At 64.4% G+C, this 12,550-nt stretch carries 10 protein-coding genes; 2 read left to right on the top strand and 8 right to left on the bottom strand.

Annotated elements, in window-relative coordinates:
* Nucleotide 1: 1 nt before the first annotated feature.
* The gene (locus ACE3TY_RS00105; protein ID WP_374649720.1) at nucleotides 2–493 is read right to left on the bottom strand and encodes a (2Fe-2S)-binding protein; all 492 of its coding nucleotides are present in this window, start codon (nucleotides 491–493) and stop codon (nucleotides 2–4) included.
* 15 nt (nucleotides 494–508) lie between these two features.
* On the bottom strand, nucleotides 509–1,369 hold the full coding sequence (locus tag ACE3TY_RS00100) for a xanthine dehydrogenase family protein subunit M (protein ID WP_374649718.1): 861 nt from the start codon (nucleotides 1,367–1,369) through the stop codon (nucleotides 509–511).
* Between the two features lie 213 nt (nucleotides 1,370–1,582).
* On the opposite strand from ACE3TY_RS00100, the gene ACE3TY_RS00095 reads away from it, so the two are divergent.
* Nucleotides 1,583–2,083, top strand: coding sequence for a gluconokinase (locus tag ACE3TY_RS00095; RefSeq protein WP_374649716.1), 501 nt, complete (start codon nucleotides 1,583–1,585; stop codon nucleotides 2,081–2,083).
* Nucleotides 2,084–2,238: 155 nt separating this feature from the next.
* Here the strand turns inward: ACE3TY_RS00095 and ACE3TY_RS00090 are convergent, their stop codons facing one another.
* The 4 genes from ACE3TY_RS00090 to ACE3TY_RS00075 form a co-directional block, all read right to left on the bottom strand.
* Nucleotides 2,239–3,201 carry an ABC transporter permease gene (locus tag ACE3TY_RS00090; protein WP_374649714.1) on the bottom strand — a complete coding sequence of 321 codons (963 nt, stop codon included), beginning with the start codon at nucleotides 3,199–3,201 and terminating at the stop codon, nucleotides 2,239–2,241.
* Nucleotides 3,202–3,203: 2 nt separating this feature from the next.
* A complete protein-coding gene (locus ACE3TY_RS00085) occupies nucleotides 3,204–4,184 on the bottom strand; it encodes an ABC transporter permease (protein ID WP_374649712.1) in 981 nt (326 codons plus the stop codon).
* Complete coding sequence (locus ACE3TY_RS00080; protein WP_374649711.1) at nucleotides 4,177–5,709, bottom strand: sugar ABC transporter ATP-binding protein; 1,533 nt, start codon at nucleotides 5,707–5,709, stop codon at nucleotides 4,177–4,179. The genes ACE3TY_RS00085 and ACE3TY_RS00080 overlap by 8 nt, the downstream gene beginning before the upstream one ends.
* Before the next feature lie 78 nt (nucleotides 5,710–5,787).
* Entirely contained in the window at nucleotides 5,788–6,936 is a 1,149-nt protein-coding gene (locus ACE3TY_RS00075) for a sugar ABC transporter substrate-binding protein (protein WP_374649709.1), read from the bottom strand.
* Nucleotides 6,937–7,113: 177 nt separating this feature from the next.
* On the opposite strand from ACE3TY_RS00075, the gene ACE3TY_RS00070 reads away from it, so the two are divergent.
* Nucleotides 7,114–8,184 carry a LacI family DNA-binding transcriptional regulator gene (locus ACE3TY_RS00070; protein WP_374649707.1) on the top strand — a complete coding sequence of 357 codons (1,071 nt, stop codon included), beginning with the start codon at nucleotides 7,114–7,116 and terminating at the stop codon, nucleotides 8,182–8,184.
* Nucleotides 8,185–8,198: 14 nt separating this feature from the next.
* Here the strand turns inward: ACE3TY_RS00070 and ACE3TY_RS00065 are convergent, their stop codons facing one another.
* On the bottom strand, nucleotides 8,199–9,233 hold the full coding sequence (locus ACE3TY_RS00065) for a lipid A deacylase LpxR family protein (protein WP_374649705.1): 1,035 nt from the start codon (nucleotides 9,231–9,233) through the stop codon (nucleotides 8,199–8,201).
* Nucleotides 9,234–9,356: 123 nt separating this feature from the next.
* Nucleotides 9,357–12,542, bottom strand: a complete 3,186-nt coding sequence (locus ACE3TY_RS00060; RefSeq protein ID WP_374649704.1) for an efflux RND transporter permease subunit — start codon at nucleotides 12,540–12,542, stop codon at nucleotides 9,357–9,359.
* Nucleotides 12,543–12,550: the final 8 nt, after the last annotated feature.

Below are 12,550 nucleotides of genomic sequence, written 5' to 3'. Positions count from 1 at the left end.
GTCAGGCCCTCTTAACCTTGGTGTTGCGCATGTCTTTGGCGGCGTCCTGCACGGCGCGGACGATCTTGTCGTAACCGGTGCAGCGGCACAGATTGCCGGCCAAGCCAAAGCGGATCTCGCTTTCGGTGGGATCCGGGTTCTTGTCGAGCAGCGACTTCGCCGCCACGAGGAAGCCCGGCGTGCAGATGCCGCATTGGAGTGCGGCATGTTCGATGAACTTCTTCTGCAGCGGGTGCAGTTCATCGCCGTCGGCCAGGCCTTCGATGGTGCCGATATCGTGCCCTTCGACTTCAGCGCCGAGCACCAGGCACGAACAGGTCAGGCGGCCATCGACGGTAACGGAGCAGGCGCCGCAATCGCCCGTGCTGCAACCTTCCTTGGCGCCGGTGAGGCCAAGGCGGTTGCGCAGCACGTCGAGCAGCGTTTCGTCGGGCTCGCACATGAACTCGACCGGATCGCCATTGATCTTGGTGTTGACTTTAATGCCGGACATTCGTTCCCCCAGTCCTTATTTGCCGCCAGCGCGCTTGCGCGCGATGAGGGCGGCGCGGCGCGCCAGCACGCCAGCGACCTTGATGCGGAATTCGCGCGTGCCGCGCTTGTCGTCGATCGGGCTGCAGGCGGCCTGGCAGGCGGCGGCCATGGCATCGAGCGCCGCCTTGTCCATCTTGGTGCCGATGAGGGCCTTGGCGGCCGCCGGCACGAGGCGCACGGTCGGCGCGACGGCACCCAGCGCCACGCGCGCCTTGGTGACGACGCCCTTGCCGTCGAGCGTCACATTGACGCCGCAGCCGACCACGGCGATGTCCATTTCCGTGCGCGGGATGAAGCGCAAATAGGCATCGCCCGATTTCGGCTTCTTCGCCGGCAGCACGATGCTTTCGATGATCTCGCCCTTCTTGAGCGAGGTCTTGCCGGGACCGACGGGAATTTCCTCGACGGCCACCGTGCGCTTGCCCTTGGGGCCGACGATCACGGCCTTGGCGCCGGCGGCGACCAGGGCGGGCACGCTGTCGGCGGCCGGCGAGGCGTTGCACAGATTGCCGACCATGGTGCAGCGGCCCTGGACCTGCTTCGAGCCGATGAGGTTGGCGGCTTCCACCACCCCCGGCCAGGCTTTCCTCAGCGCGGCATGTTCGCCGAGTTCGGCGCCCGAGACGGCCGCGCCGATCTTGAATCCGCTGGCCGATTTCTGGATCGCCTTGGCGCCCGTGACGCCCTTGATGTCGACGACCAGATCGGGCTCGATGAACCCGGTGCGGAGACGGACCAGCAGGTCGGTGCCGCCGGCGAGGATAAAGGCCTGGCCTTTTTCCTTGGCGAGCATCTGCGCCGCCGCCTTGAGGGTTGTGGGACGCTCGTATCTCATTCCTGGCTTCCTTTGGCTTGGAGGGCACACCCGATCTACTCCGGCAGGCCACCTTTGCACAATACCCCTGCTGGAGAAGGGTCCGGCCGGAATGCCCCCTCAGGGCAGCCGGACATGCTGCGGAAACGCGCTGTTTCCGGGCAGAAGTTGCTGGTATGCAGCTAACGCTTTGGATAATCTTGAAAATGCAAAAATGATCGATATCGAGGGCGTGTGTCGGGCGGGATGATCGTCTTGGTGATGGGGGTGAGCGGCACTGGCAAAAGCACCATCGGCCGGGCGCTGGCCAGCACGCTCGAAGCGGATTTCCTCGAAGCGGATGCGTTTCATTCCGCCGCCAACGTCGCCAAGATGACAAGCGGCGTGCCGCTGGACGATTCGGACCGCTGGCCCTGGCTGGACGCGATCGGCCGGGCCCTCGACCAGGCGGTCATGGAAGGAAAACGGGTGGTTCTGGCCTGCTCCGCCTTGAAACAGGCCTATCGCGACCGGCTGCTGAAAGATGGCGGGCGCACCGGCTTCACCGTCTTCCTGAAAGGCGAGCCCGACCTCATCGCCGCCCGCATGTCCGGCCGCAGCGGCCATTACATGCCGCCCACCCTGCTCCCCAGCCAATTGGCGACATTGGAACCGCCGACGGACGCCATCGTCATCGACATCGCTGAGGGACCGGAGGAGATTCTGCGGGAGATTTTGGCAAGTCTGCCGAGGTAGGGCGGCTGAGAGAGCCCCCTCTCCCTAACCCTCTCCCACGTAGGGGAGAGGGGACTTTAGCCAGCCTGAACGCAATCGCCGCAGCGAACCGGGTCGGACTCCCTCCCCCCAACGTGGGGGAGGGTTGGGGAGAGGGGGCCTTAGCTAGGGCCTTTTCACCCAGCCTTCTTCTGCCGCCCATAGACCAGCAGCATGCCGATGATGACGCCGCCATAGATCAGCTGCCTTCCGGCTTCGTCGATCTGCATGACCGAGAGAATCGATTGCAGCAACGTGATGAGGATGACGCCGGCGATGGTGCCGATATAGGAACCGCGCCCGCCCAGGATATTGGTGCCGCCCAGCACCACCGCCGCCACCGCCGGCAGCAGATAGGGATCGCCCATGCTCTGATAGGCCTTGGTCGAATAGCCGGCGAGCAGCACGCCGGCGAAGGCCGACAATCCGCCCGAGGCCATGAAGGCCAGCATCATCACCCGCTGCGTGGGCAGGCCGGAAAGATAGGCGGCGCGTTCCCGGTTGCCGATCGCATAGACCGCGCGGCCATAGGTCGTGCGGCCCAGAATGAAGATGGCCCCCGCCGCCACCGCGACCCAGACGAAGAGCGCGTTGGGGATACCCAGGATGCTGCGTCCTGTGGCCAGGAAGTGCATCGTCTCGGTCGAATGGTCCTGCGGTGCGAAGCCCCCGGTGCGCAGCACCATCAACCCCTGCGCCACCGCATTCATGCCCAGAGTGAAGATCATCGAGGGGACGCGCAAATAGGCGACGCCGAAACCGCTGATGAGCCCCATCGCCATGCCGCAGAGAATACCGAACGGGATGGCGAGCGCCTCGCCCAGCGGTCCCCAGCCGGCGGCGGCGGTCGACATCATGCCGCCCACCGTCACCACCCAGGGCACCGAAAGGTCGATCTGGCCCAGCAGGATGACCAGCATCATCCCCGTGGCGATGAGCCCCAGGAACGATGCCACCTGCAATTGCTGCAGCAGATATTCCGGCGACAGGAAGCTCGACGAATAGAGGCTGCCCACCAGCAGCAGCAGGACGATGCAACCAAAGGCGGCCAGAACCGGCTTGTCGAGGCGGGCGATGAAGGGGGGCAAGGCACGGGTCATGATCAGCCGAAGAGATCTAGGCGGTTCTTGATGCGCAGCAGCCGCAGCGACCCCAGGGTCACGGCCAGGAGCAGGATGACGCCCTGGAACAAGGGCTGCCACAGCGGATCGAGATCGAACACGAACAGCAGATCGCCGATGGTCCTGAGCACGAAGGCGCCGAAGATGGCGCCGATCGCACTCCCCGATCCGCCGAACAGCGAGACGCCGCCGATCACCACCGCGGCAATCGCGTTCAAGGTATAGGATCCGCCGATGGTGGCCGACGCTTCGCCGGAATAAGTGATGAAGGTTAGCATCAAGCCGCCGCAGGAAGCGAGCAGCCCGGCCACCACATAGGCGGCAAGGCGCGCGCGGTCGATGCTGACGCCCGACATATAGGCCGCCGGCTCCGACGAGCCGATGGCATAGATGGCGCGGCCGATTTCCGAGCGCCGCAGCGGGACCCAGATCACCAGCACGATGCCCAGCAGCACGACGAGCGACGTGGGAATCCCGCCCGGCAATTGTTCGGTCAGCGCATCGGCCAGATCCGAATTGACATCGCCCCCCGGAACTGGCCGCAGCCACAAGGCGATGCCATAGAAGATGGCGCCGGTGGCCAAAGTGGTGACGATCGGCTGCAGGCGGCCATAGATGACGATGAGTCCGTTGAGCGCGCCGCACAGCATGCCGGCCAGCAGCACCGCGACGATGCCAAGGCCGGTTTCCAAGGCGGAACCGACGACCAGCTGCGAGGCCAGGCAATTGGCCAGCACGAAGATCATGCCGACGGAAAGGTCGATGCCGGCGGTGAGCACCACCAGGGTCTGCGCCATGGCGATCAGCGCCAGCAGCACGCCCTTATTGGCGGCCGTCGTCACCACCATGCCGCTGAAGCCGGCGCTGTGATTGCCGGTATAGATGCCGAACATGATGACGAAGACCGAAACGGCCAGCAGCGTGCCCTTGTTCTCGGCCAGCCAATAGCGGAAATCACCCAACCTGCCGCTCCTCCTCATGCGTGATACTGAAGGCGCTGCTGACCAGCGCATGCTCGGTAATCTCGGGCCCCGCCAGCTCGCGCACGATGGCGCCATCATACATCACCAGCACCCGGTCGCAGCAGCCGATCAGCTCGTCATAATCGGTCGAATAGAACAGGATCGTGGCCCCGTCATCGGCGAGCTTGCGCAGCAATTGATAGATCTCCTGCTTGGTGCCGACATCGATGCCGCGCGTCGGATCGTTGAGCAGGATGATGCGGGGCGCCACCATCAGCCATTTGGCGATCACGACCTTCTGCTGGTTGCCGCCCGACAGCGCCCCCACCGGGATATCCAGGTTGGCCGCCTTGATGGCCAGCAGCTTCACCATCGTCTCGACCGCGTTCCGCTCGCGCGTGCGGTCGATGATCCCCATCCGCGCCAGCGAATCCAGCGCCGGCAGGGTCAGATTGTCCTTGACCGACATGGGCAGCATCAGCCCCTCGGTCTTGCGGTCCTCGGGGATGAGGGCCATCGATGTCTGCGACGCCTTGGCGGAACGCGGTCCGCGCAGGCGACGGACCGTCCCTTGCACGGCCACATCGCCGCCAACACCGCGCAGCACGCCGAAGAGCGCCAGCAGCAATTCGCGCTGCCCCTGCCCGTCAAGGCCGCCCAGCCCCACGATCTCGCCCGGCTTTACCGCGAATGAAATGCCGTTCAAGCGCTGGTTCCAGCCGAGATTTGTGACCTCCAGCGCCGGCGCACCGGTCTTGGGGGCGGCTGGTTTCGGCGGAAAGACATGGCTGTATTCGCGCCCGATCATCATTTCGACGACTTCATTGCGCGACTTGGTGCCTTGCGCATAGCTCGCCACATGCCGCCCGTTGCGGAAGACCGAGCAATCGTCGGCGAGCTCGTCGATCTCCTGCATGCGGTGCGAGATATAAAGGAGCGCCAGGCCTTCGCCGCGCAGCCGCTTCAGGACGGTGAATACCTTGGCGACGTCGCCCGCCGTGAGGGCCGAAGTCGCTTCATCCAGGATAAGGATGCGGGGCTTGCGCCCCAGCGCCTTGGCGATTTCCACCATCTGCCGGCGCGAGAGCGGCAAATCCTTCACCAGCGCCAGCGGGTGAATGTCCTCGGCCCCGGCCCGCGCCAATGCTGCCTCGGCAAAGCGGCGCTGCGCCTTCCGGTCGATGAGGCCGAAACGCTTGGGCGGCCCTGCGATGGCGATATTGTCGGCGACCGAGAGGTCGGGGATCAGCGACAATTCCTGGAAGATGCAGACGATGCCGGCCGCATTGGCGGCTTTGGGTGTCGGAAACCGCACCTCCTGTCCATCGAGGCGCATGATGCCGTGATCGGCCTGCACCACGCCGGACATGATCTTGATGAGCGTCGATTTCCCCGCCCCGTTCTCGCCCAGCACGGCATGAATGCGGCCGATTTCGACCCGCAATTGCGCATCCTCGAGCGCCCGCACACCGCCATAGCTCTTGGCGATGTTCCGCATCTCGAAGAGCGGGATCTGCTGATCCATCGACGCGCGTCCCCTTGAACCATGCCGCCGTCCGATATCGTTCCGTACCGGACGGCGGCATGCATTGCCGTCAGAAGCCTATTGGTCCGTTTCCGACTGGCCCATGATTTCCTGCGCCGTGAAATTGATGCCGCAGGTCGGGAAGGCGTTGCCGACGAAGAAATTGTCGGACTGGTCCTTGTAGAAATTCTCGCCGTCCTTGAAGTCCGGGTCGTTGACCTTGGCCAAGGGCAGGCGGATCGATTGCGGCACCACCTGGCCCTCGAGTGCCGCGATCGCCGTCTTGATCGCCACCGCCACCTGGGCCGGGCCGGTGCCGCCGGAGGCGCATTTCAGCCCCTCGCCGGAATGCTCGCCGCACAATTTGCGGAAGCCATTCTCGGTTTCGCCACCCACCGGCACGAACGGGTGCCCCGCATCCATCAGGGCCCGCACGGTGCCGGTCGAACCGCCCTGCACGGTGACGCCGACGAAGCTCTTGTGCACGGCCACGGCATCGGCCGTCACCTTCTGCGCGGTGCCGTCATCCCATTTGCCGACGACTTCGACGGTCTCCCAGTTCTTGCCGGAGGCCTTCAGCACTTCCTGGATGCCATCATGGCGGTCGCGGTCGACCGAGGTGCCTTCGACACCGCGGACTTCCAGCACCTTGCCGCCGCCGGGGATATTATCGACCAGCCATTGCGCCCAATATTCGCCCAAGCCCTTCTGGTCGACATTGACGTTGATGGCTTCGTCGGTATCGAGCGTGTTGTCGAAGGCCACCAGCACGATGCCGGCCTTCCTGGCGCGCTTGATGACGGGCGTGAAGGCAGCCGGGTTCTGCGCGTTGACGACGATGGCGTCGTACCCGGAGGCGATGAAGTTATCGACCGCCGCCAGCTGTGCCGCCAGGTCCTCGCCGGTCGAGACGACCTTGAACTCCTTGAGCTTGGCCTTGACGTCCGGTTGTTCGGCATAGGCCTTGGCGGTCTTGATCATCTGGATGCGCCAGGTATTGCCGATGAAGCCGTTGGCCAGGGCGATCCGGTAGGGTCCTTCCTTCTTCGGGAACTGGAAATATTTCGTGTCCGCCGTCCAGGGGGCGAAGCATTCCGGTTCGGCCCCGGGGCCGGCCACCACTTCCTGCGCGAGGGTGGCGGTAGCGAGAGATGTCGAGAGTGCAGTCGCGGCCAGCAGCTTCAGCAAAGGCCGAAGGCCGGACCGCCGAGATTTCGGCGCGAGCATTTTATCCTCCCAATGGTCATTCGTAATTGAATTCCCAATCCCGGCGGGTGGTGGCGATCGCGTCGCCCGATTTTCCTGGTCCCGGCCGGCAATCCATGGATAATGTGAAATGACAGCGCTGTCAATTGGCGCGATTGCCTGCTAAACAGGGAAAGAAGTAGCTTGCCGGCACAGAGGATGGCGAGTCGGCTCCAGGCCGGTTCCGAACCATCCCGTCGCAGGGAGGTCAAAATTCGCAGGAAGCGCAGCACGCTGGCCGATGTCGCGAGCCTTGCTTGTGTCAGTGCCGTCACCGTTTCACGGGCGCTGCGGCGCCCCGACATGGTCTCGGCCAAGCTTCGCGAGCGCATCCAGGCGGCGGTACGGGAACTCGCTTATGTACCGGACGTGGCGGCCAGCCGCCTTGCCTCCAACCGCACGCACACGATCGGCGTCATCGTCTCCTCGCTCACCAACGGCGTCTTTGCCGACTACATCAACGCGCTCCACGACAATCTGCTGCCGGCCGGCTACCAGGTCCTCATCCTCTCGACCCGTTATTCCGAGGCCGAGGAGGAGAAGGCCATCGCCACCCTGCTCGGCCAGCATCCGGAAGCGATCATCATCGTCGGCGTCGACCAGTCGGAACATGCGCGGCACCTGCTGGAAAGTTCCGGCGTGCCGGTCGTGCAGACATTCCAGCTCACCGACACGCCGATCGACATCAATCTCGGTCTCGACCAGCGGGACGCCGCCTACCAGGCGACGAAGACGCTGATCGATCTAGGCCACAGGAAAATCGGCGTCATCGCCTCGCGCCTCGACGCCCGCGCCCGGGCGCGTCTCGAAGGTTATGCCCGCGCCATGCGCGAAGCCGGACTCTTCGACGAGAAATGGTACGCGACCACGCCGCAACAGACCTGCGTCAAGGCCGGCGGCCAGTTGCTGGCTCAGCTCATCGACAAGGGCTGCCAGCCGGAAGCCGTCTTCTGCTGCGACGACCTCCTGGCGCTCGGCGTGCTTTTCGAATGCCAGCGCCGCGACATCGAAGTACCCGACGACATGTCGATCATCGGCTTCAACAATCTGGAATTTGCCGAAAGCGCCCAGCCACCGCTCGCCACCGTGGCGACACCGCGCTACGAGATGGGACAGATGGCCGCCGAGATCGTCCGCAAGATCATTGAATCCGGCGAACGTCCGCCCGACAGCCGCATCGATGTCGGCTACAAGCTGGAACTCCGCGGCAGCGTGAAGCGCCCAGCGTAAGCACTCCCCTCGCTCTAAAATCCGACCGTCAGGTTGACGTTGGCGAACTTCGCGGCGCCGTCCTGGCCTTCGAATTCCTCCGAGCGGTAGGTGAACCCGGCATCGAGCTTCACCGCATTCGACCAGAACAGGGCAACGCCGCCGGTGAGATCGCCGACGAAATGCTCCTTGTCGACTTCGCGGCTGCTGCGCCAGCTGTTGCCGTCCAGAAAGATGTTCCGCGCCACCGCCCGGCCTTGCGCGCCGGCATAGATATAGAAACCGAACGGGTCATCGAGATAGTCGCTGTTGAAATAGCTGGTGCCCGACAGCGACGGGCGGATGCGGCTTGGGCCGTAATCGGCCTCCAGATTGCGCCCGAAGCGCAGCATGGCGCCAAGTTCGCCATAGGTCATGACATTGCCGAGCGTAACACCCGCCTCCGGTATCGCATCGACCGCGAAGCCGGAAACCAGAGGCTGGATGAAGCGGTACTTGCGTTCGTAGGTCAGCATCAGGCCCGGCTCGTTATGGATCTGCCGGTCCCAGCCATTGGCGGTATCGACGCCGATGAACTGGTGCCAGTCGTTCTGGGTCGGGCGTCCCTGCGCCGCGGGGCCCACGATGCCGACCAGCAGTTCCAGATTGTCCAGCCGGCGCCTGTCGGTGTCCTTGACGAAGCCGATACCGCCATAGGCCCAACCGGCATAGGGACGGTCGTCGGCGTCCGGATCCTCGGCGCCGGTATCGTCCGGCGTGAAGATGCTCTGCCCGAATATCACCTGATAGCGGCGCGATGTTTCGGCGCCCGATCCGAACAGGCCGATCGACGACAGCCCCTCGAACGGTCCCGCCCAGAAGCTGTCGCTCGCGACATCGGGCCCCAGATAGGCGAACTCGAAACCTTGCGTGTAATAGCGGTCGGTCGGAAAGACGATGGAATCGTTTTCCTCCGTGAGCGTCACGCGCCCGGCATCGTCCGCCAACGCCTCTCCGCCACGGGGCAGAACCAGGAGGAGCGCCAGCGGACAGACCAGCGGACAGAGTCGTGCGGACAAGGATTGAAACATGATTTTCCCAGATGGACGCAGTGGGCGGGGAAGTAATGTCGAAAGCATTTCCCGGCAAGCTCAACCCCCGCTATGCCGGTAAGTTCCGACAGGAACGCATCGCCGCGCAAAGGACAAGTCACATCAATGTGTTGCGACCTCGCCATGCGGCGATTCGGCGAGCGGCGGCGCTTCGAAGCCCTGGCTCTTCTTCGCGAACTTCCGCACCACCACATAGAAGGCCGGCGTGAAAATGAGGCCGAAGACGGTGACGCCGATCATGCCGTAGAAGACGGCGGTGCCCAGCGATTGCCGCATCTCGGCACCGGCGCCCTTGGCCAGCACCAGCGGCAGCACACCGAGGATGAAGGCGAAGGAGGTCATCAGGATCGGCCGCAACCTGGTCTGCGCGGCGTCGGTGGCGGCCGTGAAACGGTCCGATCCCTCTTCCTCCGCCTGCTTGGCGAACTCGACGATCAGGATGGCGTTCTTGGCGGCAAGGCCGATGAGCACGACGAAGCCGACCTGCGCCAGGATGTTGACCTCGATATGCCGGAACAGCAGCCCGCTTACCGCCGCCAGCAGACACATCGGCACGATCAGCACGACGGAGAGCGGCAGCGACCAGCTTTCATATTGCGCCGCCAGCACGAGGAAGACGAAAACGACCGCCGCCCCGAAAACCAGCAGCCCGGTATCGCCCGCAAGCTTCTGCTGATAGGCAAGCTCGGTCCATTCGAAACCGAAACCGTCGGGTAGGTTCTCGGCGGCGAGCTTCTCCATCGTGTCCAGGCCATAGCCCGCGGAGTAGCCGGGCTGGGTATTGCCTTGGATTTCCACCGCCGGATAAAGGTTGTAGCGCGGCACGCGGTAGGGGCCGGTCACGTCGTTGAAGGATGCCACGGATCCCAAGGGCACCATGTCGCCGGCGGCATTGCGCGTCTTCAGATTGGCGATGTCGTGCAGCTCCTGCCGGAAGGATCCGTCGGCCTGCGCTGTGACGCGGTACGTGCGCCCCAGATAATTGAACTCGTTGACGAAGCTGGAGCCGAGATAGACTTCCAGCGTCTTGAATACCTGGTCCGCCGAGACCCCCAGCATCTCGGCCTTCGCCCGGTCGATATCGGCATAGACCTTCGGCGTCTTGGTGTTGAAGAGCGAGAACACGCCCGTCAGGCCCGGGGTCTGGCTGGCGGCGCCGATGACGCTGTGCATCGCATTCTCCAGCGCTGGCAGCCCGCGCCCGCGCCGATCCTGCAGCATCATCTTGAAGCCGCCGGAATTGCCGATCCCGCGCACCGGCGGCGGCGCGATGACGATGACGAAAGCCCCCTGCACCGCGCTCAGATTCTCCTGCAGCCGCTGCGCCATCGCATCGGCGCTGAGGCCCAGGGCGGCGCGTTCCGGGAACGGCTTCATTGGCACGAAGATGGCGCCGGAATTGGGCGCGTTGGTGAAAGTGGCGCCGTCCAAGCCGGCAAACTGCACGGCATGTGCCACACCCTCGGTGCCCAGGATGATCCTGGCCGCCTGCTGTACCACCGCATCGGTCCGCTCCAGCGACGAACCGGGCGGCAATTGCAGCACGGTGATGAGATAGCCTTGATCCTGCTGCGGGATGAAGCCGGTGGGCGCACGGTTGAACTGCCAGCCGGTGAGGGCGATGAGTCCGGCATAGACCACCAGCATCAGGATCGAAAGCCGCACCAGCCGCCGCGTCAGGCCGCCATAGCCGCCTGAAAGGCGATCGAAGACCGTGTTGAAGCCGTTGAAGAACCCGCGCACCCCGCGCGTCAGAATATTGCCGCGCGGCGGGCGATGGTCATGTGCCTTGAAGAGCACGGCGCACAGCGCCGGGCTGAGAGTCAGCGAGACGAAGCAGGAAATCACGGTGGCCGCCGTGATGGTGACGGCGAACTGGCGAAAGAACTGGCCGGAAATGCCGGTGATGAATGCCGCCGGCACGAAGACCGCGGTCAGCACCAGCGCGATGGCGATGAGCGCGCCGCCCACCTCGTCCATGGTGCGCTTGGTCGCGTCGCGCGGTTGCAGGCCCAGACGCAGGTTGCGCTCGACATTCTCCACCACGACGATGGCGTCGTCGACCACGATGCCGACCGCGAGCACCAATCCGAACAGCGACAGATTGTTGAGCGAGTAGCCCATGGCCGCCAGCACGGAGAAGGTGCCGACCAGCGAGACCGGAATGGCGAGGATGGGAATGAGCGACGCGCGCCAGCTCTGCAGGAACAGGATCACCACGAACACCACCAGAATGACGGCCTCGTAGATAGTCTTGATCACCTCATGGACCGATTCGGCGATGAATTCGGTGGGGTTGTAGACGATGCTGTGGATGAGGCCGACCGGAAAGCTCCTGGAGAGTTCTTCCATCGTCTTCAGGACGGTCTCCGCCGTCGCCAGCGCGTTCGATCCAGGGCGCTGGTAGATCAGCAATGCCACCGCCTGGCGGTCGTCGAGATAGGAGTTGGTGCTGTAATCCTGGGCGCCGATCTCGACGCGTCCGATATCGCGGACCCGGGTGATGGCGCCATTGGATTCGGCCTTCACCACGATATTGCCGAACTGGCGTGGATCGGAGAGCCGGCCCAGTGTTTCGATGCTGAGCTGGAAGGCGCCGGGTATCGGCACCGGCGGCTGGTTCAAGGCACCCGCCGCCACCTGCACGTTCTGCGCCTGCAGGGCCGCCACCACCTCGCTGGCGGTGAGGTTGCGCGCCGCGATCTTTTCCGGGTCGAGCCAGATGCGCATCGAATAGTCGCGCGCGCCGAAGATGCGCACATCGCCGACACCGTCCAGGCGCGCCAGCACGTCCTTGATCTGCAGCGTGGCGTAGTTCGACATATAGAGCTGGTCGCGCGACTGATCCGGCGAGGTGAGATGGATCACCATCATCAGATCCGGCGAGTTCTTGCGCACCGTGACGCCGATACGCCGCACTTCCTCCGGCAGGCGCGGTTCCGCCGCCGAAACGCGGTTCTGTACCAGCACCTGGGCGATGTCGAGATCGGTGCCGAGCTTGAAGGTCGCGGTCACCACCAGATTGCCGTCGCCGGTCGCTTGGCTCGTGAGATAGATCATGCCCTCGACGCCGTTCACTTCCTGCTCCAGCGGCGTCGCCACCGTGTTGCTGACCACTTCGGCCGAGGCGCCGGGATAGCTCGCGCGGATTTCGATGGTCGGCGGCGCGATCTCCGGATACTGCGCGACCGGCAGGGTGAAATAGGCGGCGGCACCCACCAGGGTCACGAACACCGAGAGCACCGTCGCGAAGATCGGGCGGTCGATGAAGAAATGCGAGAAGCGCATGGGTTCCG

Origin of the sequence: Dongia sp. (genome assembly GCF_041918875.1) — a bacterium.
GTDB lineage: Bacteria > Pseudomonadota > Alphaproteobacteria > Dongiales > Dongiaceae > Dongia.
Note: the sequence above shows the minus strand (reverse complement) of the source record. Positions and strands in the feature narration are given on the sequence as shown.

Bases quoted from the DNA above. Each gene is read 5' to 3' on its own strand.
- ACE3TY_RS00105 (WP_374649720.1), bottom strand. From the start codon at position 493: ATGTCCGGCATTAAAGTCAACACCAAGATCAATGGCGATCCGGTCGAG.
- ACE3TY_RS00100 (WP_374649718.1), bottom strand. From the start codon at position 1,369: ATGAGATACGAGCGTCCCACAACCCTCAAGGCGGCGGCGCAGATGCTC.
- ACE3TY_RS00090 (WP_374649714.1), bottom strand. From the start codon at position 3,201: ATGACCCGTGCCTTGCCCCCCTTCATCGCCCGCCTCGACAAGCCGGTT.
- ACE3TY_RS00080 (WP_374649711.1), bottom strand. From the start codon at position 5,709: ATGGATCAGCAGATCCCGCTCTTCGAGATGCGGAACATCGCCAAGAGC.
- ACE3TY_RS00075 (WP_374649709.1), bottom strand. From the start codon at position 6,936: ATGCTCGCGCCGAAATCTCGGCGGTCCGGCCTTCGGCCTTTGCTGAAG.
- ACE3TY_RS00070 (WP_374649707.1), top strand. From the start codon at position 7,114: ATGGCGAGTCGGCTCCAGGCCGGTTCCGAACCATCCCGTCGCAGGGAG.
- ACE3TY_RS00065 (WP_374649705.1), bottom strand. From the start codon at position 9,233: ATGTTTCAATCCTTGTCCGCACGACTCTGTCCGCTGGTCTGTCCGCTG.
- ACE3TY_RS00060 (WP_374649704.1), bottom strand. From the start codon at position 12,542: ATGCGCTTCTCGCATTTCTTCATCGACCGCCCGATCTTCGCGACGGTG.